The 26799-nt window shown below is 52.2% G+C and carries 21 protein-coding genes and 1 tRNA gene; 7 read left to right on the top strand and 15 right to left on the bottom strand.

Translation table 11 applies throughout. The annotated features are described in order from the left end of the window. Window positions 1-36: 36 nt before the first annotated feature. The gene (polA, locus tag WBJ47_RS15205; RefSeq protein ID WP_422246398.1) at window positions 37-2757 is read right to left on the bottom strand and encodes a DNA polymerase I; all 2721 of its coding nucleotides are present in this window, start codon (window positions 2755-2757) and stop codon (window positions 37-39) included. A gap of 52 nt (window positions 2758-2809) precedes the next feature. Here polA and WBJ47_RS15200 point away from each other — a divergent pair, with 52 nt between their 5' ends. Further along, window positions 2810-3436, top strand: a complete 627-nt coding sequence (locus WBJ47_RS15200; RefSeq protein WP_422246472.1) for a TIGR00730 family Rossman fold protein — start codon at window positions 2810-2812, stop codon at window positions 3434-3436. Between the two features lie 72 nt (window positions 3437-3508). Beyond that, complete coding sequence (locus WBJ47_RS15195) at window positions 3509-4993, top strand: NAD-dependent succinate-semialdehyde dehydrogenase (RefSeq protein WP_422246396.1); 1485 nt, start codon at window positions 3509-3511, stop codon at window positions 4991-4993. Between the two features lie 98 nt (window positions 4994-5091). On the opposite strand, the gene typA is transcribed toward WBJ47_RS15195, so the two are convergent. From typA to scpB, 8 genes are all read right to left on the bottom strand, one after another. Then, entirely contained in the window at window positions 5092-6912 is a 1821-nt protein-coding gene (gene typA / locus WBJ47_RS15190; protein ID WP_422246394.1) for a translational GTPase TypA, read from the bottom strand. A 9-nt stretch (window positions 6913-6921) separates the two neighbouring features. Beyond that, entirely contained in the window at window positions 6922-7737 is an 816-nt protein-coding gene (truB, locus tag WBJ47_RS15185) for a tRNA pseudouridine(55) synthase TruB (RefSeq protein ID WP_422246392.1), read from the bottom strand. Between the two features lie 24 nt (window positions 7738-7761). Next, a complete protein-coding gene (gene rbfA, locus WBJ47_RS15180) occupies window positions 7762-8163 on the bottom strand; it encodes a 30S ribosome-binding factor RbfA (protein WP_422246391.1) in 402 nt (133 codons plus the stop codon). Window positions 8164-8172: 9 nt separating this feature from the next. After that, window positions 8173-11289, bottom strand: a complete 3117-nt coding sequence (gene infB / locus WBJ47_RS15175) for a translation initiation factor IF-2 (protein ID WP_422246389.1) — start codon at window positions 11287-11289, stop codon at window positions 8173-8175. 78 nt (window positions 11290-11367) lie between these two features. Next, on the bottom strand, window positions 11368-12846 hold the full coding sequence (gene nusA, locus WBJ47_RS15170) for a transcription termination factor NusA (protein ID WP_422246387.1): 1479 nt from the start codon (window positions 12844-12846) through the stop codon (window positions 11368-11370). Further along, window positions 12843-13337 (bottom strand): ribosome maturation factor RimP, encoded by a 495-nt coding sequence (gene rimP / locus WBJ47_RS15165; protein WP_422246385.1) that lies wholly within the window; start codon window positions 13335-13337, stop codon window positions 12843-12845. The genes nusA and rimP overlap by 4 nt, the downstream gene beginning before the upstream one ends. Window positions 13338-13556: 219 nt before the next feature. After that, window positions 13557-15374 carry a pseudouridine synthase gene (locus WBJ47_RS15160; RefSeq protein ID WP_422246471.1) on the bottom strand — a complete coding sequence of 606 codons (1818 nt, stop codon included), beginning with the start codon at window positions 15372-15374 and terminating at the stop codon, window positions 13557-13559. 401 nt (window positions 15375-15775) lie between these two features. Then, on the bottom strand, window positions 15776-16609 hold the full coding sequence (scpB, locus tag WBJ47_RS15155; protein ID WP_422246470.1) for an SMC-Scp complex subunit ScpB: 834 nt from the start codon (window positions 16607-16609) through the stop codon (window positions 15776-15778). Window positions 16610-16916: 307 nt separating this feature from the next. Between scpB and WBJ47_RS15150 the strand changes: the two genes are divergently transcribed. Then, window positions 16917-16993, top strand: a tRNA-Met gene (locus tag WBJ47_RS15150). A 474-nt stretch (window positions 16994-17467) separates the two neighbouring features. Here the strand turns inward: WBJ47_RS15150 and WBJ47_RS15145 are convergent. Beyond that, window positions 17468-18265 carry a hypothetical protein gene (locus WBJ47_RS15145; protein WP_422246384.1) on the bottom strand — a complete coding sequence of 266 codons (798 nt, stop codon included), beginning with the start codon at window positions 18263-18265 and terminating at the stop codon, window positions 17468-17470. Further along, window positions 18190-18984 carry an enoyl-CoA hydratase/isomerase family protein gene (locus tag WBJ47_RS15140; protein WP_422246383.1) on the bottom strand — a complete coding sequence of 265 codons (795 nt, stop codon included), beginning with the start codon at window positions 18982-18984 and terminating at the stop codon, window positions 18190-18192. The genes WBJ47_RS15145 and WBJ47_RS15140 overlap by 76 nt, the downstream gene beginning before the upstream one ends. Window positions 18985-19108: 124 nt before the next feature. On the opposite strand from WBJ47_RS15140, the gene WBJ47_RS15135 reads away from it, so the two are divergent. Further along, window positions 19109-19801 carry a nitroreductase gene (locus tag WBJ47_RS15135; RefSeq protein ID WP_422246382.1) on the top strand — a complete coding sequence of 231 codons (693 nt, stop codon included), beginning with the start codon at window positions 19109-19111 and terminating at the stop codon, window positions 19799-19801. 22 nt (window positions 19802-19823) lie between these two features. Here the strand turns inward: WBJ47_RS15135 and WBJ47_RS15130 are convergent, their stop codons facing one another. Genes WBJ47_RS15130 through WBJ47_RS15115 form a run of 4 tightly spaced genes read right to left on the bottom strand, consistent with a single transcriptional unit; the run spans window position 19824 to window position 23513 of the window. After that, entirely contained in the window at window positions 19824-20714 is an 891-nt protein-coding gene (locus WBJ47_RS15130) for an isocitrate lyase/PEP mutase family protein (protein WP_422246381.1), read from the bottom strand. Next, on the bottom strand, window positions 20711-21223 hold the full coding sequence (locus WBJ47_RS15125; protein ID WP_422246379.1) for a 3-isopropylmalate dehydratase: 513 nt from the start codon (window positions 21221-21223) through the stop codon (window positions 20711-20713). The genes WBJ47_RS15130 and WBJ47_RS15125 overlap by 4 nt, the downstream gene beginning before the upstream one ends. Further along, window positions 21220-22503 (bottom strand): 3-isopropylmalate dehydratase large subunit, encoded by a 1284-nt coding sequence (locus WBJ47_RS15120; protein WP_422246377.1) that lies wholly within the window; start codon window positions 22501-22503, stop codon window positions 21220-21222. Before WBJ47_RS15120 ends, WBJ47_RS15125 begins: the two co-directional genes overlap by 4 nt. Window positions 22504-22520: 17 nt before the next feature. After that, window positions 22521-23513, bottom strand: coding sequence for a Bug family tripartite tricarboxylate transporter substrate binding protein (locus WBJ47_RS15115; RefSeq protein WP_424585396.1), 993 nt, complete (start codon window positions 23511-23513; stop codon window positions 22521-22523). 190 nt (window positions 23514-23703) lie between these two features. Between WBJ47_RS15115 and WBJ47_RS15110 the strand changes: the two genes are divergently transcribed. The 3 genes from WBJ47_RS15110 to WBJ47_RS15100 are packed head-to-tail and all read left to right on the top strand — an operon-like array spanning window position 23704 to window position 26790. Then, window positions 23704-24579 (top strand): HpcH/HpaI aldolase/citrate lyase family protein, encoded by an 876-nt coding sequence (locus WBJ47_RS15110; RefSeq protein ID WP_422245007.1) that lies wholly within the window; start codon window positions 23704-23706, stop codon window positions 24577-24579. A 20-nt stretch (window positions 24580-24599) separates the two neighbouring features. Further along, window positions 24600-25562: a Bug family tripartite tricarboxylate transporter substrate binding protein gene (locus tag WBJ47_RS15105; RefSeq protein WP_422245006.1), complete on the top strand. Its 963-nt coding sequence runs from the start codon at window positions 24600-24602 to the stop codon at window positions 25560-25562. A 7-nt stretch (window positions 25563-25569) separates the two neighbouring features. Beyond that, window positions 25570-26790, top strand: a complete 1221-nt coding sequence (locus WBJ47_RS15100) for a CaiB/BaiF CoA transferase family protein (protein ID WP_422245005.1) — start codon at window positions 25570-25572, stop codon at window positions 26788-26790. Window positions 26791-26799 lie beyond the last annotated feature (9 nt).

Genomic DNA, 26799 nt, shown 5'->3' with positions numbered 1-26799 from the left:
TTTTCAACAATAAAAGCCAATCAGTGAAAAGTGGCCTTAGTGCGCTTGCTCCCAATTTGGTCCTACACCCACTTCGGCGACCAAAGGAACCTTCAAACTTGCCACCTCGCACATTAAACGAGGGAGATTTTGTTTGATTTGCTCGAGCTCATCGTCTGGCACATCCAACACCAGTTCGTCATGGACCTGCATCACGATCTTGCTGTTCAAATGCTGATCGTGGAGCCAATTTTGCACGGCCACCATGGCAAGTTTGATGAGATCAGCTGCGGTGCCTTGCATGGGGGCATTGATGGCGGCACGCTCTGCCCCCGCCCTTCGGGCACCCGCCGCATTAATGTCTAACAACCATAGCCGTCGGCCAAACACCGTCTCGACAAAGCCTTGTGCATGCGCCAGTGTTTTAGTTTCCGCCATGTACTGCGCGACGCCGGGATAGCGAGTGAAATAACGGTCGATGTATGACTGAGCGGCATCGCGAGTGATACCGAGATTGGTCGCCAAACCAAAGGCGCCCATGCCGTAAATCAAACCAAAGTTAATCGCCTTGGCGGCGCGGCGCTGCTCTGCTGTGACATCAGCTAACGCTACACCAAACACCTCTGAAGCGGTTGCGCGGTGAATATCTTCTCCCGCAGCAAAAGCCTTTTGTAAATTGGCGTCGTTCGATACATGCGCCATCACGCGCAATTCGATTTGCGAGTAGTCCGCAGAGACGATTTTCCCTTTGGTGGCAATGAATGCCTCCCTCACTCTACGCCCCGCTTCTGACCGAACGGGGATGTTTTGCAAATTAGGCTCAGAAGACGCAAGGCGACCAGTGATCACAGAGGCCTGAGAGTAATGGGTATGTACCCTGCCCGTCGCCGGATTGACCATTTTGGGGAGCTTGTCGGTGTAGGTGGACTTGAGCTTGGCGAGTCCACGATACTCCAGCAAAACTTTGGGCAAAGGATAGTCCTCGGCGAGCTTGGTTAGCACCTCTTCGTCGGTTGAAGGCGCTCCGCCTGCAGTTTTGCGCACCACGGGCAACTGCATTTTGCCGAACAGTATTTCTCCCAATTGCTTAGGCGAGTTGAGGTTGAAAGGTTGACCCGCCAGTTCGTAGGCGCGCTTCTCAAGCTCAAGTAGCTCCTGTCCGAGTACATGGCTTTGTCGGCCTAACTCCGCTGAGTCAATCCCCACTCCTGTTCGCTCAATTTCAAACAGTACCCGTGAAGCTTGCATTTCAAGTGCGTAAATGTACTCAAGCTTTGGCTCTTGGCGTATCTGTGGGCGCAGAACTGCATGCAAACGCATCGTAAAGTCAGCATCCTCGCAGGCGTACTGGGTCGCACGCTCGAGATCAACCTGGTCAAACCCGATCTGATGCGCGCCACGGCCACAAATCTCCTCGTAGGACACGCCCTTGATGCCCAAGTACCGCTGGCACAACTCTTCGAGCCCAACGCCACGGTGCGACTCTAAAACATAAGCCTGCAGCATTGTGTCGTTGGCGACACCGCGTAAGTCTATGCCTTCATTGGCAAACACATGTGTATCGTACTTAGCGTGATGTAACAACTTAGTGGCACGAGTATCCTCAAGCCATGACTTCATCCGCGCAAGCACCTCCTCCTTGGAAAGCTGGCCTTGCGAGTCCGTGCTCCGATGACCGACGGGAATGTAGCAGGCACTTCCCGCTTTGACAGATAGGGAAATGCCGACTAACCGCGCTTGCATGGGCTCTAGAGAGGTTGTCTCTGTATCGAGCGCCACGCAGTCGGCGCCAGCAAGCTTGATTAACCAGGCATCAAGCTGTGCCATGTCCGTCACCATTTCATACTGCTGATGGGTAGGTGCGACCGGTTTGACAGCCTCGACGGGCACGCGCGCATCGCCTGTTGGCACGCGCTCTTGCTCACCAGTCAGTTCGCGTAACCAAGAACGAAAACCATACCGTTCGTAAAGCTTAATTAAAGCCTCGCGGTCTGGACTCTTGGGTGCCAAGGTCTCGATGTTTGGGACTTGCTGCGTGAGATCGCAATCAATTTTGACCGTTAACAACTCTCGCGTGAGAGGAAACTGAGCAATCGCGGCACGCAAATTTTCGCCTGCCACACCTTTGATCTCAGCTGCCCGCTCCACCAAGGCATCCACCGAGCCATACTCATCAATCCATTTGGCGGCTGTTTTAGGACCGACTTTTTGAACGCCTGGAACGTTATCGACGGTATCCCCCACTAACATCAGGTAGTCAACGATTCGCTCCGGGCCCACACCAAACTTGCGCACCACGCCAGTTGGATCAAGTTTTTCGTTGGACATGGTGTTGACCAAGGTGACATGAGGCGTGACGAGCTGCGCCAAGTCTTTGTCGCCAGTTGAAATCACCGTATGAACGTCGTGGTCGGTTGCCCAGTGTGCGAGGGTTCCGATCACATCATCCGCTTCCACCCCTTCGACACCGATGACCGCCCAACCCATTGCGCGAATCGCCTCATGGATCGGTTCAATCTGAGCAGCCAGATCCTCGGGCATGGGAGGACGATGCGACTTGTATTCTGGGTAGAGGTCCTCGCGAAAGGTCTTACCGCGCACATCGAACACACATGCGGCATACTGCGCCTGGTAATCATGTAACATTTTGCGCATCATATTGACGACGCCGTAGATGGCTCCCGTCGGCTCGCCCTGCGCATTGCGCAAATCTGGCATCGCGTGAAAGGCACGATACAAATAACTCGATCCATCGACTAGCAACAAGGTTTTTTTCATGGGCCACAAAGAAGAAGTAGTTTCGCCGGCACTCCAGCAAACAACCCAAATTATGTCAGAGATGCTGCATGCAGCCGAGACTCTGGCCAAGATAGGGCCTGCTATCAGTATATTTGGCAGCGCGAGGATCAAAAAAGACTCCCCGCATTACGAAACAAGTGAGCAGATTGCGCGCGGATTGGCAAAGGCTGGCTTCACGATCATTGCAGGGGGCGGGCCCGGCATTATGGAGGCCGCGAATAAAGGGGCGTTTGAGGCGGGTGGCGCGAGCATTGGTTTGCATATCAAATTAGCAAAAGAAGCCAAACATAACGATTTTCAGACGATTACCCTGCCTTTTCAACACTTTGTATCGCGCAAGGCCACCTTTTTCATGCATAGCTTGGCCTATGTTGTATTGCCCGGGGGCTTTGGGACGCTCGACGAGCTTTTCGAGGCTGTCACACTGATTCAAACAGGAAAAATTCCACCTGGACCGGTGATTTTGGTTGGCTCGGCCTTTTGGGGGGGACTCATGAACTGGATCCGGACGCAGCTCGAGCAAACAGCCCTGATTAACCCTTTGGATCGTCACACGCTGCTCATTGAAGACGACCCAGCACGCGTCGTGCAACATTTAGTGGATTTTTACCGTGATCACCCCGGGATCGTCAGTCGCCAGCCCAATGCGCCCGTCTAAAACCTGCGACTGCACTAGAATGATTTATATTTATCTATTGACGTTCGTTTATTGATTATTGTCGGAGACAACATGGATCGCGCCGTATTTCCAATCAAACTTAACAACCCTGACTTGCTGCGCTCGCAGTCCTATTTAAACGGTAAGTGGGTCGATGCCAAAGACGGTGGCGTATTCGCAGTCGACAACCCCGCAACCGGTGGACACATTGCACACGTTGCAAACCTTGGGGCGGATCACGCGCAAGTCGCGATCGAAGCCGCCAATGCGGCCTTTCCAGCCTGGCGTGCACGCACAGCCAAAGAGCGCTCCACAATTCTTCGCAAGTGGTTTGATTTAATCATCGCCAATACAGATGACTTGGCACGGATTATGACCGTCGAACAAGGCAAGCCATTTGCAGAAGCAAAGGGTGAAATCGCCTACGGTGCATCGTTTGTTGAGTGGTTTGCCGAACAGGCCAAGCGCGTCATGGGCGATACGATCTCGGCACCGATTGCCACGAACCGCATGCTGGTGCTGCGAGAGCCGATTGGTGTCTGCGCAGCAATTACGCCCTGGAATTTCCCGACTGCAATGATTACGCGTAAAGTCGCACCTGCTTTGGCAGCTGGCTGCACAATCGTACTCAAACCTGCTGAGCAAACGCCTCTTTCAGCGTTGGCTCTGGCTGTATTGGCCGAGCAAGCAGGCATCCCTGCAGGCGTACTCAACATCATTACCGCCGATAGCGACCAATCGATCGCCATCGGTAAAGTGTTGTGCAATAGCCCGATTGTTCGCAAGCTGACCTTTACAGGCTCAACACCCGTTGGTCGCATTTTGATGCAGCAGTCTGCACAGACCCTCAAGAAAATGTCACTCGAGCTTGGCGGTCATGCCCCTTTTATCGTTTTCGAAGATGCCGATATCGATGCAGCCATCGAAGGCGCCATGGTGTCCAAGTACCGCAATGCAGGTCAAACCTGTGTCTGTACGAACCGCTTTTATGTCCACGCCAAGGTCTACGATAGCTTCGCAGAAAAACTTGCCGCGCGCGTGTCAGGCTCATTGTCCGTGGGCGAAGGTTTTGAGGACAAGGTCACAACCGGCCCGTTGATCGATGATGCGGCTGTTGCCAAAGTCGAAGAGCACGTTCAAGACGCCGTCGCCAAAGGCGCCAAGATCTTGTGCGGTGGCTCAAAGCATGCGCGCGGTGGGCGTTTTTACCAACCTACTGTTATCACGCAAGTCAGCGAAGATATGCTTTGCATGCGTGAAGAGACGTTTGGTCCTCTGGCACCCATCGTCAAGTTTACCGATGAGGCCGAAGTCATTCGTCTGGCGAACAATACCGACTACGGCTTGGCCTCCTATTTTTACAGTCGCGATATCGGCCGTATTTTCCGCGTCGCCGAAGCGCTTGAGTACGGAATGGTCGGTGTCAATACCGGTCTGATTTCTAATGAAATGGCACCTTTCGGCGGTGTCAAACAATCCGGCCTAGGACGCGAAGGTTCTGTCTATGGCATGGACGACTTCATGGAAATGAAATACGTGTGCTTAGGCGGCATCTAAGCCGCGGTATCTAAGCCTTTCGGGGGGCTACGGTTTAATATCGTAGCCGGATAAAAAAACGCAGCCTAGGCTGCGTTTTTTATTGACTCAGGCGGTGATTAGGCGCCATCACGCGACATCTTGCGACGCTCGTGCTCTTTGAGATAACGCTTACGCAAACGAATACTCTTGGGTGTGACCTCGACCAACTCATCATCACTGATGAATTCGACTGCATACTCAAGACTCATGTCGACAGGAGGAACCAAGCGAACGGCTTCATCCGTACCTGAAGCACGCACGTTTGTCAGTTGCTTGCCCTTGATGGGGTTCACGACCAAGTCATTGTCACGGCTGTGAATACCGATGATCATGCCCTCGTACACGGGATCGTTGTGAACAACAAACATACGACCGCGATCCTGAAGTTTCCAGAGTGCATACGCCACAGCTGCGCCATCGTCTTGGCTAATCAGCACGCCGTTATGACGCTCTCCGAGCATGCCGTCCTTGACAGGACCATAGGCATCAAACGTATGGCTCATCAAACCGTTGCCACGCGTCATCGTCATGAAATCGCCCTGAAAGCCGATCAAACCGCGCGCTGGCACACGATATTCGAGACGGGTACGTCCACGACCATCGCTGACCATGTCGAGCAATTCGGCTTTGCGTTTGCCGAGCTCTTCCATCACGCCACCTTGAGTATTGTCCTCAAGGTCAATGCTCAAGTTTTCGTATGGCTCAAGTTTGACACCATTTTCTTCCTTGAACACTACACGTGGACGCGATACAGCCATTTCATAGCCTTCGCGACGCATCGTTTCGATCAAAATCGTCAGATGCAATTCACCACGACCTGACACCTCGAAAACAGTATCGTCGTCCGTGTCACGCACACGCAAGGCCATGTTGGACTTGAGTTCGCGATCCAGACGCTCACGCAACTGACGACTCGTCACAAACTTACCTTCGCGACCTGCCAACGGGCTGGTGTTCACCATGAAGTTCATGGTCAATGTCGGCTCGTCAATCTTGAGCATCGGCAGACCTTCAACTTTTTCAGGCGCACACAAGGTGGTACCGATTGCGATATCTTCGATGCCGTTGACCAACACGATATCGCCTGCAATCGCACTGTCCACGATTTCGCGCTCAAGGCCTTTGAATTTCAGGACCTGATTGACGCGTCCTTTAAAGGTTGCACCATCTGGGCCGTTCAAGCACACCACGTCCATGCCGGTTTTCACACGGCCACGACGAATCCGGCCAATACCGATTTTGCCCACATAGGTGCTGTAATCGATCGAGGTGATCTGAAGCTGCAAAGGCGCATCAGGATCATCTTCACGCATCGGCACATGCTCAAGAATGGCATTGAACAGTGGGCGCATGTCGCCTTCACGGACGTCTTCGGAAGGACCGGCATAGCCGTTCAAACCTGACGCGTAAATGACTGGAAAGTCCAACTGCTCTTCCGTTGCACCGAGCTTGTCGAACAGTTCAAACGTCGCATTGATCACAAAGTCGCAACGTGCGCCCGGGCGATCCACTTTGTTGATCACGACAATAGGCTTGAGTCCAAGCGCCAGCGCTTTTTTAGTCACAAAGCGAGTCTGTGGCATTGGGCCTTCGACAGCATCGACCAGCAACAAGACACCATCCACCATCGACAACACACGCTCGACCTCACCACCGAAGTCAGCGTGTCCGGGGGTGTCAACGATGTTGATGTGAGTCCCCTCGTACTCAACAGCACAGTTCTTGGACAGAATCGTAATGCCACGCTCTTTTTCAAGATCGTTGGAGTCCATCACGCGCTCAGTCATGCGTTCGTTTGTCCGGAAGGTACCGGACTGACGCAAAAGTTGGTCGACGAGTGTCGTTTTGCCGTGGTCGACGTGGGCAATAATCGCAACGTTACGCAATGCGCGTGACATACAAATCCTTTAGTGAGTCTGAGCGGACAAATCGTCCGCGGGTGATACATGAATGGAACCAGGCGAAACAACGCCTGGCGAAGCTGTGCTTTTTTTCGCTGGCACAAGCTCAGCGGGTAAATCTTCCATCGCGATTAAGACACTCTCTGGTGACTCCATCGTCTGTAATGTTTCTAATTCAATCGCACCCTCAAGCGAAAAAGGACCGACTTGAGTGCGACGCAATGCGGACAAGTGTGCGAAACAACCGAGTGCACGACCAATATCTTGTGCGAGCGTCCTGATGTAAGTGCCTTTTGTACACAACACTTGCACCTCAGCCGACATCGGGGTCATGCTGAGCAATTCAAGCTGCCGAATCGTGATCTCTCTGGGCTCGCGCTCAAGAACGATCCCTTGACGCGCATATTCATATAACGGCTTACCATCTCGCTTTAACGCAGACACCATTGGGGGAATCTGCAATTGGGTTCCCATAAAGCGCTCAAGCACAGGACGCAATGTCGCTTCAGTCATTCCAGAAAAATCCGCTGAGGCTTCACTCACTACAATTCCAGTCAAGTCGCCAGAGTCCGTTTCACGACCAAACGCGATCGTGGCTCGATAGCCCTTGTCTGCACTCAACATTGCACCAGAAATCTTGGTGGCACGTCCCATACAACACACTAACAATCCGGTTGCAAAGGGGTCAAGCGTGCCGGTATGACCTGCTTTCTGGGCATCCATGGCGTGTTTGGCGCGCTGAAGCGCGTGATTACTCGACAAACCCACAGGCTTGTCCAGCAACAACACACCATCGAGCACGCGCCCGCGTTTTTTAGCCATCGTCAGTTTTCCAAAACGACAGCCTTAAGGCTTGTCATCAGGCTCGTCAGGGACGCCAGCGTATTGGCCAGGCAAATTCGCCTGATCAATCAATGCGGACATCGCGATACCGTGCTTGAGGCGCGGATCATGAAAGAAGTGCAAGGTAGGCACAGTGTGGATATGCAGTAACTTGTATAACTGAGAATGAAACCAGCCCGCTTTTTCATTCAACAATGCTTGGGCGAGTTCGGCTTCAGCCCCAAGCACTGTGAAATAAACCTTGGCGTGTGCATAATCAGTGGTCAACTCAATCCCAGAAAGCGTGATCAGTCCAGCACGACTCATATCGATTTCGCGCTGAATGATGATGGCCAGATCCTTTTGGATCTGGTCAGCGAGCCTTAAATTGCGGCCGGGCGAGGTTTTTTGTTTATGACGACTCATTAATGGGCATTAAAGCGTACGAGCCACTTCCCTGATTTCAAAAATTTCGAGTTGATCGCCAACTTGTAAGTCGTTGTTACCACGCAAGGTGATACCGCAATCAAAGCCTGATTTAACTTCTTTGGCATCGTCCTTGAAACGGCGCAATGATTCGAGCCAGCCAGTCCAATGCACCACGTTGTTACGTAGCAAGCGGATCTGTGAGTCGCGTCGCACCACACCATCGGTCACCATACAACCCGCCACAGTACCGATACGTGAAATTGTGTACACCTCACGAATCTCGACCATGCCGATGATCTCTTCACGTTTCTCAGGTGCCAGCATGCCAGACATGGCAAGCTTGATCTCATCGACTGCGTCATAAATGATGTTGTAGTAGCGGATATCCACGCCGTTGTTTTCCGCCAGCTTTTTAGAGCTCGCATCCGCACGGACGTTAAAGCCGATAATCACAGCACCAGAGGCGATTGCCAGGTTGACATCACTCTCGGACACACCACCGACTGCCGCATGCACCACCTGAACACGCACTTCTTCGGTGGACAGCTTGAGCAAAGAGGCGACCAGAGCTTCTTGCGAACCCTGAACGTCTGTTTTGACAATCAAGGACAAGGTCTGTGAACCTTCAACAATGTTTTCAAACATTGACTCGAGCTTGGCGGCCTGTTGACGCGCAAGCTTCACGTCACGGAACTTACCCTGACGGAATAGCGCAATCTCACGGGCCCGACGCTCATCTGCCAGCGACATCAACTCGTCACCCGCTGAAGGCACTTCGGTCAAGCCTTGAATTTCGACTGGAATAGAAGGCCCTGCCGATTGAATAGGCTTGCCGTTCTCATCCAGCATGGCACGCACACGACCATAACTGGCGCCTGCAAGAACCACATCACCGCGATGCAGAGTACCGCTCTGAACCAAAATGGTAGCGACCGGACCACGCCCCTTATCGAGTCGCGCTTCAATCACGATGCCTTTGGCTGGAGCTTCGATCGCTGCTTTCAATTCAAGCACTTCAGCTTGCAACAAAACGTTTTCGAGCAACTCATCAATGCCTTGACCCGTTTTGGCGGATACAGAAATAAAGGGCACATCGCCACCGTATTCCTCAGGCACCACCTCCTCAACGACCAACTCCTGCTTGACGCGCTCAGGATTGGCATCGGGCTTATCAATCTTGTTGACCGCTACAACTAAAGGCACGCCTGCTGCTTTTGCATGGTGAATCGCTTCTTTGGTCTGTGGCATCACGCCGTCATCAGCTGCGACCACCAAAATCACAATATCAGTCGCCTTGGCACCACGTGCACGCATTGCCGTAAAGGCTTCGTGTCCAGGAGTATCCAAGAACGTCACCATGCCACGTTCTGTTTGTACGTGATAGGCACCAATGTGCTGGGTAATTCCACCAGCTTCGCCAGAGGCGACCTTGGCACGGCGGATGTAATCCAACAGCGAAGTCTTACCGTGGTCAACGTGTCCCATGACAGTGACCACAGGAGCACGCGCAAACAGCTGAACGTCCTCGTGCGGTACGGATTCGTCGAGGAAAGCCTCAGGATCATCCAACTTCGCCGCAATGGCTTTGTGTCCGAGCTCTTCGACCACAATCATCGCAGTTTCTTGATCAAGTACTTGGTTGATAGTGACCATCTGACCTAACTTCATCAGATGCTTAATCACCTCACCTGCTTTGACGGACATCTTGTGGGCGAGATCAGCCACACTGATGGTTTCAGGCACGTGAATTTCACGCGCGATGAATTCAACTGGAGCGGGCTCACGGCGATCTTGGGTGACATTATTTTGTCCACGTGCGCCCTTCTTGCCACTTGTTTTGCTTTTGCCACCCGCACGCCAGCCATCACGACCAGGTGCCGCAGGAGCATCCCGCTTTTCAGCAGGTTTTTTACGTGAAGCGTCATCCGTCCATGTCGAGGCCATTTCGCCTGACTTGAGCACTTTTTTACCAGCAGTATCGACAGCGCCTTCTTTCTTGGCACCTTTGGCGGGTGCAGTCGTGGCAGCCGGTTTGTGAAGCGTGCCGGAAAGAGCGGCGGCTTCGGGCTCAGGTCGTAACACCTTGCGGGGACGATTGAGCATGTTTCGTAAGGCTGCTGCCTCGGCCTCGGAGGCGCGACGAGCTTCATCACGCGCCTCGCCCTCGATCGGTGCTGCATGCACGGGAGGAATGGCACGTCCACGCGCTGACTTGGCAGGCTTGGCTGAGTCGACAGGCGCAGCAACATCTGAAGACTTTGATGCGTCAGGAGCTGCGGAGGCCTGCTCAGGCGTTGCGTCGATTGGGGCTGAAGCGACCGCCTCGGCAGAAACTTTCGTTTCAGCAGCAGGCGCCTCAATTGAGGCATCTGCCTGAGGCAAAGACTCAGTCGCTAAAACCTTATCGCTCGAGGCAGTAGATGTAGTCTCTTGCGCTGGGGTGACTTCTACATTTGCAGCGACGGATGAGGATGAAGCGGGAGCTGAAACCGCAGCTTCGGCGACTGGCGATGCTGGCGAGGGATTCAGAGCTTGGTTCAATGCTTTCGCAGCGGCTTTTGCAGCAGCCTGCGCGGCGGCTTGTTCAGTCACGCGATCCACAGCTTCCGTAGCCAAAGGCGCCACAACAGGCTCGGCAGTCTGCTCTTGGGCCACAGGCTCAGCTTTTGCAGGAGCGGTCTCAGCAGGCACTATTGGCGCTGTTGGAGCGGCCAACTCTGGAGTCATCTCAACCGCTTGCACGGGAGCTGAAACCTCAAGCGTCTCGGGCTGAGTAGCCTTTTCTGAATCCGTGTCAAGCGCTTGAGCAGCATCACCAAGCTCAGGAGTATCACGTTTGACGAAGACGCGCTTTTTACGTACTTCGACCTGAATCGTACGCGAACGACCAGAACCGTCGGCTTGACGGATTTCCGAGGTCTGACGGCGGGTCAAGGTGATTTTCTTGCCCTCAGTCGCTCCGTGCGAGCGACGCAGCGACTCAAGCAAGCGAGCCTTATCGCCATCAGTGACGTTATCTTCGACTGAAGTGAGTTCGACGCCTGCAGCGCGCAGCTGTTCTAACAGCACATTGGCAGGCATTTTCAGCTCGATAGCGAACTGGGCGACTGTGTTACTCGACATTAGACTCTCTCTTACCTTTTTACAGCGTGACAACTTCAAGTGCGGGGCAACGCATGTTGCCCTACTAACTGATATTTTTTACTGATCTTCAAACCAATGTGCACGCGCAGCCATAATGAAATCACTTGATGCCGCCTCGTCCAGACCCGTCATTTCAGCCAGCTCATCGGTTGCGAGTTCAGCGAGCTCATCGCGGGTTGTAACACCGCCTGCGGCAAGCTTGGCGACCAACTCAGGCGTCATGCCCTCAAGTGACAACAAGTCTTGTGCAGTTTCAACGCGCTCTTCTTGAGCGATCGCTTCTGTCAGCAAAGCATTGCGGGCACGCGTACGCAGTTCGTTGATCGTGTCTTCGTCAAAAGACTCAATTTCCAAGAGTTCCTGCATCGGAACGTAGGCAATTTCCTCAAGTCCAGTGAAGCCTTCATCAATCAGGATGTCGGCAACTTCTTCATCGACATCCAAACGAGACATAAACGTGCTGCGCAACTGGGCGCGTTCAACTTCTTGTCTGTTCTGACTTTCTTCGGGAGTCATGATATTGATCTGCCAACCCGTGAGCTCAGAGGCCAGACGAACGTTTTGGCCTTTTGAACCAATAGCCTTGGGAAGGTTTTCCTCGTCAACCACAACATCCATTGCATGACGGTCTTCGTCCACCACAATCGACTCAACGTTGGCCGGTGCGAGTGCTCCGATTACAAATTCGGCTGGGTCTTCGGACCAGAGAACGATATCAACCTGCTCACCACCTAACTCATTACGCACCGCGGTCACGCGCGAACCGCGCATACCCACGCAGGTGCCAATCGGATCGATGCGCTTGTCATAGGCTACGACAGCAATCTTGGCGCGAATACCTGGATCGCGGGCAGCGCCTTTGATCTCTAACAAACCTTGTTCAATTTCGGGCACTTCGTTTTCAAACAGTTGACGAATGAAATCGGGGGCAGTACGCGACAAGATGACCTGCTGTCCACGAGCAGTACGATCAACCTTGAGCACCCAGGCACGTACGCGATCACCCACGCGCAAGTTTTCTTTCGGAATCATCTCGCTACGTGGCAGACGCGCTTCGATTTTGCCAGTCTCGACAATCACGTCGCCCTTGTCCATACGCTTGATCGAGCCTGAGACGATCATCTCACCGCGATCCAAGAAGTCATTCAGAATCTGTTCACGTTCTGCGTCACGAATACGCTGCAAAATAGCTTGCTTGGCAGCCTGAGCACCAATGCGCCCAAACTCGATTGGCTCGAGGGCTTCTTCGATGTACTCACCGACCTCGATGTCAGCCACAATCTCGCGGGCATCTGAAAGCATTTCCTGCTGGTCTGGCTCTTGGAGCCCCAACTCGTCGGGGACGACTAACCAGCGACGAAAACCATCGTGATCTCCAGTCGTGCGATTGACAGACACGCGGATGTCAGCGTCCTCTTTAAAGCGCTTTTTCATGGCCGAAGCCAAAGCACCTTCGAGTGCATCAAATACGACGTCTCTTGTGACGTTTTTCTCACGCGCCAACGCGTCAACTAACAGAAGAATTTCGCGACTCATCGCTTTTTGCCCTTGAAATCCAGAACGGGATTCAGCTTGGCGCGCTCTACGTCGGAAAACGCAAATGCGACCTGCTTGACCTCGCCCTTTTTTGCCTCAAACTCAATACCGAAAGGCAAAACCGCCTCGGTACCCGTAGCGCTAACAGATCCACTCAGATCCACTAACTCGCCAGAAAAAATCTTTTGGTTATCGACGGCTTCGCGAAGCTTGACTTCGATCCGCTCACCGATGAAGCGCTTGAAATCCGCTTCGGTTTTAAGTGGTCGATCGACACCGGGCGAGCCAACCTCAAGCCTGCGGTAATCAATATTTTCGACCTCAAACACACGTGACAAATGCTTGGATACCTGTTCGCAGTCTTCGATTCGAATACCCTCGGGTCGATCAATCGTGACGCGCAAAAGACCAAGCGCTGCGCGCTCAATATCGATAAACTCGATATCCATGGAGGCTAGTGCCTGCTGCGAAATTGTAAAAAGATCTGCCATACGTCCAAAAAAAAAGGGCTGAAAACAGCCCGTTTGCAACAAATAAACATCAAGACTGCTAAAAAGTGAGTCAATCTCGGTTAGACAATACTCATTAGTCAATACTCATTAGCCCTAAATTTTAGCATGTTCAGGGGAAAAAGTCTTGTTGCAGCAACGATTTACGACAGATTGATGTGCAACAAAGTAACTTTTCACCCCTAAGCCATGAGAAACAACCTATCGATCGCCACGCGAAGACTTGGTAAATCCTAAACGCGACTCGTGCGCAGAGGCACCACGTGGCTGCCAATCATCACCCTTGGGTGCCGATCGGGCAGATGGATTGCCCGGTCCGGACTTGGCACGACCTCCCGGCTTGCCCGAGCCTGTGCCCGGCCCGCGAGAGCCGCCTTGCTTGGGTGGACGCCCCTGCCCGCCAGGACCACCCGGCCCCCTTGGTCTACCTTGACCGGGTTCACGAAATTGATTGTGTTCGCGACCTTGCTCGGCACCCGCGCCTGGAACGAACTCCCGACCTGCCGAGCTACCCTGACCGGCTTGCGCGCCGGCACCTTGCGGACCTCGACCACCTGGACGAGCGGGACGCCCTGGCCGGGCAGCACCCTTGGGACCAAATTTATTGGCACCGCCATGCTGCCCTGGGCCACGAGGACCTGCACTCGCTGCACCAGGAGGTTTGCCTCGGCCACCGCGCCCAGCTCCCTGCCCCTGACCACCTTGGGGGTGACCGTTGGCATAACCGCCTCCGACCGTCAGAACAGCTGCAGCATTTTCAGATGGATGGACAAAAGGCCCTGGCTTACCAGAACGACCACCTTGCACTTTTCCGCGACGGCCCATTTTGGCACCGTGTGTACCGTTTCGCTCGAGCGTACCAAACCCAGGGGGTAAGGCGCTATCGTGCGAAACGGGTTGTTTGGGCGAGCGTGACCGCCCATCCGTAGAGTCATCGTCGCGAATCAGACCAACTTGAACCATCAGAGCAGACACAAGTTTTGAGTCCAGTTCTTCCCAGCGCCCACGTCGCAACGTGGTTGGCAAAACGATGTCACCGAAGCGTGTACGAATCAGACGACTCACCGTTAAACCAACAGACTCAAACATGCGACGCACTTCGCGGTTTCTTCCTTCGTTCAGCGTCACACGATACCAACGGTTACTTCCCTCACCGCCAATAAACTCGATCATTCCAAAACTTGCAGGACCATCGTCTAGTGCTACGCCATCAAGCAAGGACTGTCTTTGCTCTGGACCAAGCTCGCCGAGCACACGAACAGCATATTCACGCTCATTACCGTAACGAGGATGCAGCAAACGATTAGAAAGATCACCAGACGTGGTGAAAATTAGCAATCCTTCGGTATTGAGGTCTAAACGCCCAATGGACAGCCACTTGCCAACTTTCATTTTTGGCAAACGTGAAAACACATTTGCACGACCATTTGGATCATCATGACTGACGATCTCGCCAGCGGGCTTGTGATAGAGAATCACGCGTGGCGGTTTTTTTGTATTGGTCCGTGTAATGGGTCGGCCATTGACGCGCACCGCATCATTGGCGCCTACGCGTTGACCGATGTGAGCCGGTTCACCATTGACAGACACTCGACCTGCGATGATCAACTCTTCCATCTCGCGACGTGAGCCAATACCAGCATCCGCAAGCACCTTGTGAAGTTTTGGCATCAAAACATCACTATTCAAGTACTTGTTCAGGCGTTGTTCAATTCGGTCTGCTTGACTCAAATATGACAAAGCCTGTTCAGCTTCTTTTTCAGCCTCAACCGGATCACCAAAGTCCACAGTGTCTCGTGCATCTTCGTCAAACGACACAAAGTCTGCGCGAGCTGGGGCGCTACCTTCTTCGAATGAACGACCTGCCTCGGGCGCATCACTGCGACGACGACGAAACGGTGTGCGTAATTTTCGACCACGTGATTTAGGTGCGGAAGATGCCGCATCAGTAAAAGATCCTGAATCGCTGACTTCGTTCGGTACAAATGCGGCTGCAGGTGCCTCGGGAGCGACATCCATGCGGACCTCGACGGCATCCCGACTCACAGATTCACGCGAGTGGGCAGGCTCTGCCTGCGCCGCCTCGACGGGCTTAGGAGCACGCGGCTTTCTAGGCGCGCGGACAGTCTTTTCAGCAGGCGCGCCTGCTGCCTCTGAAGAGATAGGCGCAGACTCCTGAACAATTGGCTCTGCTGCAATGCTGGCTGTTTTTGTTGCAGTTTTACGAACAGGTGTTTTACGCGCAGTCGTTTTGCGAGGCGCTGCTGTTGGTTCTGCAATGAGCTCAGGGGAAGATGTCTCGGAGACGGACGTCGTTTTTGCTGCACTTTTGCGCGCAGGCGTTTTACGCACGGCTTTTTTAACCGCCACGGCCCCCGCTTCTTGTGAACTCAATACTGCGTCTTCGGTATTCGGTTTAGTCACTTGGACTCCAGATTTGGATAATGTGTACTTTGTTCTTCGTTAGACTCTGGCGATTCAGCGGATGCCGATGTTTCTTCGCCTGTCTGCTTTTGTTCTGTTTGTTCTGTTTGTTCTGTTTGTTCTGTTTGTTCTGTTTGTTCTGTTTGTTCTGTTTGTTCTGTTTGTTCTGTTTGTTCTGTTTGTTCTGTTTGTTCCGTTTGTTCTGTTTGTTCTGTTTGTTCTTGATTGTGAGGCTCGGCAAAATCGAGCTCAGCCGTGTTTGGATCTAAAGTGACGGTCAATGCAACATCCTCTTGAGATTCTTGAGACAGTAGCGCGCTCTGGGCCGCGAGCGCAGCAGCTTCCAAAGTGAGTGATTGCATCGCTTCTGTCATTTCATTCGCGCCAAGTGCGGGCAACTCATCCAATGCACGCAAGCCAAGATCATCCAAAAATTGCTTGGTTGTACCCAGCAAGCCTGGTCGACCTGGACCATCTCGATGACCAATGACCTCTACCCAGCCTCGATCTTCTAGGGTCTTAACGATCTGCGAGGAAACCGTCACGCCCCGAATGTCTTCGATGTCACCGCGTGTCACAGGCTGGCGCCACGCGATAATGGCAAGCGTTTCCATCACAGCGCGAGAATACTTTGGCACGCGCTCCGGACTGAGCCGCTCGAGATAACGCTGCATCGAAGCGCGGCTTTGAAAACGCCAACCTGAGGCGAGTTCAACTAACTCCATGCCACGATCCAGCCAGTCCTGCTGAATCGACTCTAAGACATCGATTAAACGCTTTGAAGATTGCGACTCCTCTTCGAACAACTTACGAAGCTCGGCAATAGGCATCGGACTTGTCGCACACAAAAGCGCGGTCTCAATGACACACTTTGCTAACTCAATCTCTACCGCTTCATCGGTTTGCGTTGAATCAGCATGAACACTTATCTGCTCAGTCGGCTGTTCGTTTTCCTGCGTATCTAAATGCGTTTGCAAGCCGCCATCCAGTCGCTCATCTGATGGCTGCGCATCGCTGCGCCCCTCTGGCGCTTCATTATTTTTGTCTAACCGATCATTCATGAAAGTTCTTTTTCCTGTGCTCGCCTAATGGCAACTTGTCCCGAATCGGGATATACGCTATACTTCATTCTTCAGACGCGGGGTGGAGCAGTCTGGCAGCTCGTCGGGCTCATAACCCGAAGGTCGTAGGTTCAAATCCTGCCCCCGCAACCAAATACAACTGGTCGATCGCTTCTAGCGCTCGGCCAGTTTTATTTTGTGCAGACCTCGCATCAAAACAAATTCACTCACCAAAATAACAAAACGATGTCTTGATGGATCTCATCATCCAAGATCCACATCAACCATCACACAACATTGTCGAACGTAAGCGAATAGCGCCCAGAGTGCTCAGTCGTGACTAAAACCGTTGCTGTTTGATCATGCTCAACTCATAGACGGAGTCTATGACCACCGATTACGGCACAAAACTTGAATGTGTAGTCGTGGATTTCGTGCAAACAAAGCCTTAAATATCAAGGTCTTAGATGTCATTCATGATTTCACATGATCGGAACGCAAAACGCCGTACTCAAAGCGCTTTAATGGACTCGTTGTTTAACTTGTCTTGTATTTAAGTTGGGTGTAACCCAATCAATGAACTCATTCTACCGCATCCGTTACTTAATCTTCAAGCTTTTACAAAAACTATTTTGTCTCGATTTTTTCATCGAAGTCTTCTGATAGCTGCGCCAGCGCTAATAAAGCTCCCTCTCCACCCCCTGACTCTGTCAACGCTTGAGCGCTCACAAACAACACTTTTTGATAGGGCAGCTTCTCCTTAATCAGATTTGACCAATCTTTACGCTCAAGGCAAGACAATGGAACGGGCATGGATGCTGGGGGCAATGACATGCCTTGATCCACCAACACAAGAAACTGGTGCGAGCGATGCTGAACAGGATCCAGTCCTTTATGCGAATCTACTCCAGCCAAAAAGAACTGCGCGGCATCGACCACTCTGAAGGTCAACTGATGCACATAACGCTGACCCAAAAAGGGTGTGTGTTTCAAGGTGTGAGCAAGCTGATGGGAACTGATCGAATCAGACTCGATCAGAATACGGTCCAGTCGCTTAGTACGATCATTGAGCGCACCAAAAAAAAGTGTCCGCAGCGTGTCTCCTAGCGCGCCGTGTAGCCCACAACACAGGCAACTGTCCTGAGCGTTCGCCTCCATACGCTCCAATTCAATCAGGTGCGTATGCGCCAACGGCGCAACATGAGGCTTCTTTGTACTGATGACAACAGAGTCATCAAAGGCTTGATGAACTAAAAGAAGCTTCAAGAACGCGCGCGTGGCCTCGACGCACTCACCCAGCACCAAAACAAGAGGAATCCGCCCGATTTGTCGGGAGGTCTGAAACAGATTCAATCCAGGCTTCCAGGCCATTGAAAGGCTGAGGGTTTTTTGTTGAGGAATCTCTGTACCGCATCCGTGTGCCATTGACTGGTCCGCGCTACGGCTTGCGCGTCCGCCTCAATGTCCATCATCGCATCTAGAGAACTATTCATGGATACGTTCATCGCCCGCTTGGTCATCGCCAGGGCAGCGGGTGCGGCCATTGCAAAACAGCGCGCCATTTGCTGAGCCCGCTCCAATACACGACCTTGAGGCAGCACCTCAAGCACGATCCCAAGGGCATGGGCTTGGTCGGCATTGAGCTCACGTGCGGAAAATGCGAGCTCCTTGGCTCGCTGGGTACCAACGATGCGTGGCAATGTGTAAAAGGCCGCACAATCTGGCACAAGCCCTAAACGCATAAAAGACATACAAAATCGGCTTGTAGGATCTGCAAGAACGATATCCGCGGTTAACGCAAGACTAAAACCAGCACCATACGCAGCCCCCTCCACTGCTGAAATCACAGGAATTTCCAAACGCAGCAAGGTTTCGATCCATGACAGGTAATCGTGACGCATGCGGTGGCGACCATCCTCTGGTGCAAGTGTCCCGGCTCCCATGACGCTGATATCACCTCCAGCGCAGAACGTGCCGCCGGCACCTGTAATGATCAATGCGCGCAAGTCCCGCTGTTGCGGAAGTGAAAACACGACCTCTTTGAGCTCTTCGCGCATCACCGCATCAATCGCATTTTTTCGCGTGGGGCGATTTAAGATCAGTGTGCCAACGCCCTCTTGTATTTCAAACTGAATGGTTTCCACAGCTTTGTCTCCTAGAAAGTGCGATCACAACGCCAACCTAAAAAATCCTGAAACAGGCGGCTTGTCTGAATCTAAAAATGTACTACAGTAACGGGAGCCAATTTTCTCCAAGAGAACCAGAATAATGATTCAGAGCAACGAACAAAAAATTGTCGATCACGCGATCACCTCGAGACACTCCATGCGTGCGTTTCTTCAGACACCCGTACCACGTGAGGACATCGAACAAATGCTAGAGGTCGCTGCGCGCGCGCCTTCAGGGTCGAATACGCAGCCGTGGAAAGTGTATGTCGTGACGGGTGAAATCAAACAGAAAGTTTCTGATGCGCTGATTGAGATTTACAACGACAAAGCTCAATTTGAAGCACTTCAGGAAGACTACAAATACTACCCTACACAATGGGAATCTCCCTACATTGAACGTCGCCGTAAAGTCGGGCTCGATCTCTACAAACTGTTGGGACTGGGGCGCGATGACAAAGAAGGTATGAGTGCACAGCACAGTCGAAACTACACCTTCTTTGATGCCCCGGTCGGTCTATTTTTTACTGTAGACAGAACAATGAATACAGGCTCATGGCTGGACTTTGGGTGTTTTCTTCAAAGTTTCATGATTGCGGCACGAGGACGGGGACTGGATACCTGCGCGCAGGCTGCCTTTAATCGCTTTCACAACACGATACGCGCAGTGACCGGCATTCCTGAAAGCGAAGTCCTGATGTGCGGTCTGGCACTTGGCTATGCCGACATGTCTAAGATCGAGAACTCACTCATTAGTGACCGCGAACCGGTCTCAGTGTTTACAAAATTTCTGTAAACAGCTGAAACCCGCTCAGTGATTAGTCGAAGCGCTTTTCCCAGGCTTCGACTTCACTTAAGCCCAGCGCTTCGTTGTATTGCGCGGAGCTAAACATGTTGCCCTCGTATCCTGCCATGTTACCGGCCTGCTGCAAGTGAGACAAAGCGGCGCTCATGGCATAACCAAACACTCCTCGTGCCATAGCCGGATAAATCGCCAAGTCCACACCTGCTTGCTTGAGCGCTGAGGCTTGCAGATTGCGCAAATCTTTAGCGCTATCTACATTGACCACAACTGGGACTGCGACACCTGCTTTGATCGCCAAGATGTCTTGAAGGATATTTGGGTTTGATTTGAGCTCGACAAATACTGCGTCAGCGCCTGCTTTTGCAAACGCCTGCGTACGTCGAATCGCTTCTTGCAAGCCAAGCGCTCCCGCCGAATCCGTCCGTGCGATCAAGACGAAATCAGGGTCTGAACGTGCCGCACTCGCCGCTGCGACTTTTGCAACAGCCTCATCAAAATCAAGAACGGTTCGGTCTCCAGGCATCTGGGCACACCGCTTTGGGGAGACTTGATCTTCCATGTGGATCGCCGCTACACCTGCGGCTTCAAATTCCATGATCGCGCGGCGTACATTGACCACATTTCCGTAGCCAGTATCTGCGTCGCAAATCAAAGGAATATTGACACTCGCTGCCACGCGACGCGCATGATCCGTCATCATTGTGAGATCGACCAAGCCCACATCCGGGCGTCCCAACAACGTTGCGGAGACACCATTTCCAGTCATGTATGCCGCGGCAAAACCCGCCTGCTCGACCAAACGAGCACCATAACCATCATAGATACCAGGTGCTTGAACGGCCTGTGCGCCTTGCAACAGTTGTCGTAACACCCGACGTTTTTGTGATGCGGAAATCATGCTCATGCGAAATTCCAATCAGGATATTTTTGTAAAAAAGGTATCAGTCCGCCCATCGACAGAATCGCGAGGATCTCTGGTGGTAATGGATGCGTCTCTTGCAGCACGCGTCCTTGTGAGCACAACACGCCCTTGGCTAAATCCAGCGCTAGAGACTGGCCCTGAACAAGCGAAGAGGTGTCACATTCGAATACGGGTAAGCCGTTGTTGATGGCGTTGCGAAAAAACTGTCGGCCGAATGACTTGGCGACAATTGCGCGTACCTTCATTTGATGCAGGACATGCGTGGCTTGCTCGCGGGAAGAGTTGATGCCAAAGTGCTCACCCGCCACTAAGATCCCGCCGCCTTGGCTGGCAATCTGACTAGCCAGATCTGGTGATAACTGTTCAAAGGCATGTTGCGCAACATAAGCGACATCTTTACCTGGCAAGTATTTATTTGAACAATTGATGTCCGTGTTGACATCATCTCCGAGCATGAATGCTGAACCGGTAATCAATAAACTATCGCTCATGCTGCAGACCTCCATGTCCCGCCCTCAACCGAACGCGGGTCGGTGATAAAGCCAGTCAGCGCAGAGGCTGCCACTGTTGCCGCCGAACCTAGCCAGATATCCGCATTCTTATTGGTCAAACGGCCTTTAAAGTTACGATTGGCCGTTGAAATGACGGTGTCACCATCGCCGGGGACCAAACGATTGGTGATTCCCACGCAGGTTCCACAACCCGCAGACTCAAACGAAGCCCCTGCTGTTGTCAAAATCTCAATCAGTCCCTCTCTAAGAGCAGCCAGGTATATCTGTCTGGAGGCAGGCGTCACAATCATGCGGACACCCGCGGCGAGCTTACGTCCCTTGAGGATTGAGGCAGCTTGACGGATGTCGTCCAGACGACCGTTTGTACAAGTGCCAATCAGCGCGAACTGAATTTTTTGTCGCTCGATCTGATCCACACCCACAATGTCGTCCACTTCGTGTTTGCGCGCTAACTGAGGCGCGAGATTTGCAACATCAATGCTGAAATGTTCGAAATACTTGGCATCTGCATCTGCGAAAACTGGCTCTGGTTTTTTCGCGCCATGGGCGGCAAGCCAAGCAAACGTTTTTTCATCCGCTTCAAGGATGGCAGCCTTGGCACCTAGCTCGGCGGCATGATTGCAAAGCGTCATGCGATCATCAATTTCCATCGCACGCACGGCATCGCCCACATACTCGATGGCCCGATAATTCAAACCCTCGGCGCCAAATTTTCCCAACATGGCAAGGGTGATGTCCTTGGCCCAGACTCCCGGCGCGAGCACACCCTGTAGGTCAATCCGCACTGTTTGAGGCACTCGAAACCACAGCTTGCTACTCATCATGACCGCAGAGACATCTGTGCCCTCTATGCCTGTTCCGAAAGCATTGAACGCACCATAGGTCACCGAGTGCGTATCTGTACCCACAACCAAATCACCACATGTCAGATGGCCACCTTCGGGCAGTACCTGGTGACAAATACCATCACCAATATCATAGAGACCTGTGCCACGCTTAGCCGCAAACGCACGCATTTCCGAATGAATATCCGCAGCCTCTTGATTGGGTGGAGGTGAATAATGATCCAGCACCAGCGAGGTCTTTTTGGCGAACTGTAGCGGTTGATCACCAAAGCGATCGATCATTTTGATGGTGTTGACTGCGCGCGTATCCGTGACCATGGCATAGTCAACCTCAGCGACCACCACTTCACCCGCCTGCACGCGGTCTCGTCCAGCGTGTTTAGCCAGAATTTTTTCAACAATGGTTGAGCCCAAGATGCTTCCTGACAAAATTAAAATTTGAGGGTTCGGGCTACTTTGCCCCAGGTGTCGTACTCTTTGGTCACAAACGCACGCATTTCTTCAGAAGTCGAGGGATCTGGTTCCATGCCTTGCGCGCTTAAGCGTGTCAGCGTTGCTTGGTCATTGATTGCAGACACGATCGCTGCGTTGAGCTTTTTCACAATCGCGGGCGGCGTACTGGCCGGTGCAATGAAGCTGTACCAGTTTGTCGCCAGATACCCTGGAAAACCAAGTTCGGCGATGGTGGGCACATCGGGTAAGTCTGCAGCACGCTTGGCGCCTGTCACGGCAAGCGCCCGAAGTTTACCCGCCTTGATTAAAGGGATCGCGGTGGGAGCGCTTGCGAAAATCGCTTGAATTTCACCGCCGAGCAGTCCGTTCATCGCTGGACCACCCCCCTTGTAATTGATGTGCTGTGCGGTTGTGTTGGCGCGCTGTTTGAGCAGCTCACCTGACATATGACCCGCGCTGCCAAAGCCCGATGAGCCATAAAACAATGGCTTATCTGCATTTTTTGCTGCCACCAGATAGTGAGCAAAAGTTTTGATATCTGAGTCTGTTTTGACAACCAAAACGTTACCGAAGGACACACCATTTCCCAACATGGCGAAGTCTTTCAACGTGTTGTAGGGCGTACCATTAGGCATGTGGGGATTGACAGCCAAAGAGCCAATATTTGCTAAGCCAATGGTGTATCCGTCACCAGGCGCTTTCGCCACCAGGTCTGCTGCGATATTTCCACCAGCACCGGGTTTGTTGTCCACCACCACCGTTTGACCCAGAATTTCAGTCAGTTTGATCGCGATTGTTCTCGCGGCTGCGTCCGTACCTCCTCCTGGCGCGAAACCCACCAACAACTTAATTGGTTTGTTGGGATAGGTGGCCGCCGCACTTGTTTGAGCCAGAGCGTTGGAGGACATGCTTGCAGCCATGCCCACTAGTGCAGAGTAAACAAATAGTTTTTTTACTTGAGTCGCAAACATGAGGGATCCTCAAAAATCGATGTCTGAAGAATACTACGCAGATAAGCAAGCAATCTATACAAGTTCAAAGGTCAGGTATAGAGATTCATATGCTGCAGCGCAACAGGAACACGCAAAAAGAACATGTAGCTGTCAGCCAGAAACTATTCTATAAGGGAGTAGGAACTTTCCTTTTTCGGCAATCAATCATATGAGAAGCAAACTCTTCGTACCTGGCTCGCGCCCAGAGCTATTTGATAAAGCACTTAGCAGTCCGGCAGACGGCCTGTCCTTCGATCTTGAAGATGCCGTGGCAGAGTCAAAAAAATCCGAAGCGCGAGAAATTTTAAGCGCGTGGATGGACGCAGAGAGCGTTCGCGCAAGCAAAAAAATGATCATTGTTCGTGTCAATGGCATGGACACACCCCACTTTGAGCAAGATATTGCACAGTGCGTGCGTGCGGGTCTGGATATGATCAACCTTCCAAAGCCAGAAAGCCCTGAGGCAGTGCGGCAAGCCGTCGCGGCAATTGAACAGGCCGAGCGAAAAAATGGTGTCAACATGGATGGCAAGAAGCCCATCCGAATCCTGTTGAATATCGAAACAGCGAAAGCCTTGAGAACGGCGTTTGATTTAGCCAGCGCACACCCTCGCGTGGCAGGACTTCAACTTGGTTTGGCTGATTTGTTTGAACCGATCAGTGTGTCACGCAAAGAGATCTTTGCTGTCCAATACGCCATGATGCAGATGAAATTAGCCGCGGCTGAAGCGGGTGTTGAGGCCTACGATGCAGCATTCGCAGACATTAAAAATACCGAAGGGTTTCAGGAAGAAGCAGGCTTCGCTGCCAGACTGGGCTTTACGGGAAAAAGCTGTATTCATCCAAGCCAAGTGGCCATGGCCAACGAGGCATTTCGTCCAAGTGATGCGGCCATTGCGCATGCCTTGCGTATCTTGGAAGCAGCGAAAGATGCGGACGCTCAAGGCATAGGCGCTTACGTTGTAGATGGAAAGATGATCGATCCGCCTTTCTACAAAAGTGCTGTCAAATTGGTTGAACACGCAAAACGACTTGGCTTAATCTAAATTTTATTTACGGAAACATCATGAAAAAAATAATCAAACTGCTTTGTCTCGCCAGCCTTCTTCCTGCAACACTTATGGCTCAGCCAAGTTTTCCAAGCAAACCGATCACTCTTTTGGTAGGAAGTGCACCTGGCGGATCAAACGATATCTTTGCTCGCACAATCGGCAAACATATGCAGGATGTTTTAGGTGTTTCAGTAGTAGTTGAAAACAAACCTGCCTCGGGCGGTGTACTTGCCAACACACTGGTCGCGAAAGCACCCGCTGACGGCTATACCCTTGTGGTGTTGTCCTCGACCTTTACAACTGGCGCAGCAGTTAGAAATAATTTGCAATACGATGCGGTCAAAAGCTTCGCACCTGTTTCCATGCTGGCAAAAGGACCGTTATTGATTACGGTGGGTAACAACACACCCTTTAAAACACTGCCTGAACTCGTCACTTTTGCGAAAGCCAATCCAGGCAAACTAAACTTTGGCACTTCGGGCGTCGGCAGTATTAATCAATTTGCGAGCGAAATCTTTTCAGATGTCGCAAAAATCAAAATGACACATGTACCCTACAAAGGTATGGGTCCTGCTGTCAACGATCTGATGAGCGGTCAGATTGATATGATTATCGCAAGCGCTCCCTCGCTGTTAAATCACGTCAATAACGAAAAGATTCGCGGCCTCGCTGTGACAACAGCCAAGCGCTCTGAAATTGCGCCTAAGATTCCTGCTTTAGGTGAGTATGGCTACAGCGCGGGTGCCGTTGACTTGTGGTGGGGTGTACTAGCTCCTGCCGGAACGCCTGAGAATGTTGTCCAAAAACTCAACACCACGATCAATAAAATTATTGGTTCTGATGATATGAAAGCCTTTTTCCTCAAGCAAGGCGCAAGCCCCGTCGCGATGTCACCCACCGAATTTAGTCAGTACATTTCAAATGAGCTCGCCCGCTGGAAACGCGTTGCCGCGGCTGCAAACATTCAAGCGGAATAACAAAGCAATGACAACGCAATCAGGCAAACCGGCCGAGCAAACTCAACTCGCATCATGTCTACCGAGGAGGACCGGCGCGCCTGGCCCCCTCTCCGGGATACGCGTGATCGACATGTCGGCCTACATTGCGGGTCCATATGGCTGCTCTTTGCTTGCGGATCAAGGTGCGGAAATTATCAAGGTTGAGCCTCCGTCCGGTGACAATCTCCGAAAATATCCTTCAACCCTGGAAACTGAAAGTCGTGCATTTTTAGGCGTGAACCGCAGCAAATTAGCGGCTGTGCTGGATATTAAGCAGCCAGAAGATCTCGAAACGCTGCTGACTCTGATTGAGAGTGCCGATGTGCTCGTGCACAACTTTCGACCAACGGTTGCTCCGCGCATTGGAATTGGATACGAACAATTACAAGCACGCAATCCACGTCTCATTTATTGTGCCGTGAGTGGTTATGGGGAGTCCGGTCCTTTAAAAGATAAGGCAGGGTTTGATCAAGTTTTACAAACCATGACTGGGATGGCGACTCTGCAAGGAAAAAAAGAAGGGCCTCCTGAGATTTTGTACGGATCAATTGTTGACTACTATGCCTCGGCGCTTGTGGCAGGTGCAGTTTCTTCGGCGTTGTTCGAAAGAGAACGCTCTGGCATGGGTCAATTTGTAGGCGTGTCACTATTGGCGGCCGCGATGACACTTCAAACGGGTCGTCTGGTTTGGGCGGAAAACGAGGGTCGAGAGGTCGGTCGTGACATGCGGTCCGGTGGCATTACAGGTATTCATCCAACCAAAGAGGGTTATCTGTACATTTCCGCCAACACGCCACACTTCTGGAATGCGTTGTGTGAAAAAACAGGGATGACAGAGTTTTTAGGCAACGAGCGTTACGATACGGTTCGTAAGCGCGCGTTACACCAGCCTGAGATTGTCCCCACCCTTCATCAAGCTCTGTCCACAAAGACTGCCCTTGAATGGGAGGTCTTATTTGGAGAGGAAGTGCCTTGTGCGGCGGCGCGTTCGGTGGAGGATATGTTTGATCATCCACAAGTGCAGAGCCAAGGCATGATTGCGACCTACCAACATCCTGTGGTCGGTCAGTATCGGGGCCTCAAGCGCGGAGTGCGTTTCGAGCGCACGCCGGGTCCAGAACCTTTTGCCGCCCCGACGCTTGGTCAACATACTGAACTCGTTCAGGCAGAGGCGAACAGGCTTCGTCTGCTTAAGAAGCAACTATAAAGACTGATG

Source organism: Zwartia sp., assembly GCF_049655405.1.
Lineage (GTDB): Bacteria > Pseudomonadota > Gammaproteobacteria > Burkholderiales > Burkholderiaceae_B > Zwartia.
This window is presented reverse-complemented; position numbering and strand designations above follow the sequence as displayed.

Bases quoted from the DNA above. Each gene is read 5' to 3' on its own strand.
- truB (WP_422246392.1), bottom strand. From the start codon at position 7,737: ATGGCTAAAAAACGCGGGCGCGTGCTCGATGGTGTGTTGTTGCTGGAC.
- WBJ47_RS15135 (WP_422246382.1), top strand. From the start codon at position 19,109: ATGATTCAGAGCAACGAACAAAAAATTGTCGATCACGCGATCACCTCG.
- infB (WP_422246389.1), bottom strand. From the start codon at position 11,289: ATGTCGAGTAACACAGTCGCCCAGTTCGCTATCGAGCTGAAAATGCCT.
- WBJ47_RS15115 (WP_424585396.1), bottom strand. From the start codon at position 23,513: ATGTTTGCGACTCAAGTAAAAAAACTATTTGTTTACTCTGCACTAGTG.
- WBJ47_RS15160 (WP_422246471.1), bottom strand. From the start codon at position 15,374: ATGGATGTCGCTCCCGAGGCACCTGCAGCCGCATTTGTACCGAACGAA.
- WBJ47_RS15195 (WP_422246396.1), top strand. From the start codon at position 3,509: ATGGATCGCGCCGTATTTCCAATCAAACTTAACAACCCTGACTTGCTG.
- rimP (WP_422246385.1), bottom strand. From the start codon at position 13,337: ATGGCAGATCTTTTTACAATTTCGCAGCAGGCACTAGCCTCCATGGAT.
- WBJ47_RS15100 (WP_422245005.1), top strand. From the start codon at position 25,570: ATGACAACGCAATCAGGCAAACCGGCCGAGCAAACTCAACTCGCATCA.
- WBJ47_RS15125 (WP_422246379.1), bottom strand. From the start codon at position 21,223: ATGAGCGATAGTTTATTGATTACCGGTTCAGCATTCATGCTCGGAGAT.
- WBJ47_RS15200 (WP_422246472.1), top strand. From the start codon at position 2,810: ATGTCAGAGATGCTGCATGCAGCCGAGACTCTGGCCAAGATAGGGCCT.
- WBJ47_RS15105 (WP_422245006.1), top strand. From the start codon at position 24,600: ATGAAAAAAATAATCAAACTGCTTTGTCTCGCCAGCCTTCTTCCTGCA.
- WBJ47_RS15130 (WP_422246381.1), bottom strand. From the start codon at position 20,714: ATGAGCATGATTTCCGCATCACAAAAACGTCGGGTGTTACGACAACTG.
- typA (WP_422246394.1), bottom strand. From the start codon at position 6,912: ATGTCACGCGCATTGCGTAACGTTGCGATTATTGCCCACGTCGACCAC.
- nusA (WP_422246387.1), bottom strand. From the start codon at position 12,846: ATGAGTCGCGAAATTCTTCTGTTAGTTGACGCGTTGGCGCGTGAGAAA.
- WBJ47_RS15145 (WP_422246384.1), bottom strand. From the start codon at position 18,265: ATGGCACACGGATGCGGTACAGAGATTCCTCAACAAAAAACCCTCAGC.
- polA (WP_422246398.1), bottom strand. From the start codon at position 2,757: ATGAAAAAAACCTTGTTGCTAGTCGATGGATCGAGTTATTTGTATCGT.
- scpB (WP_422246470.1), bottom strand. From the start codon at position 16,609: ATGCCTATTGCCGAGCTTCGTAAGTTGTTCGAAGAGGAGTCGCAATCT.
- rbfA (WP_422246391.1), bottom strand. From the start codon at position 8,163: ATGAGTCGTCATAAACAAAAAACCTCGCCCGGCCGCAATTTAAGGCTC.
- WBJ47_RS15110 (WP_422245007.1), top strand. From the start codon at position 23,704: ATGAGAAGCAAACTCTTCGTACCTGGCTCGCGCCCAGAGCTATTTGAT.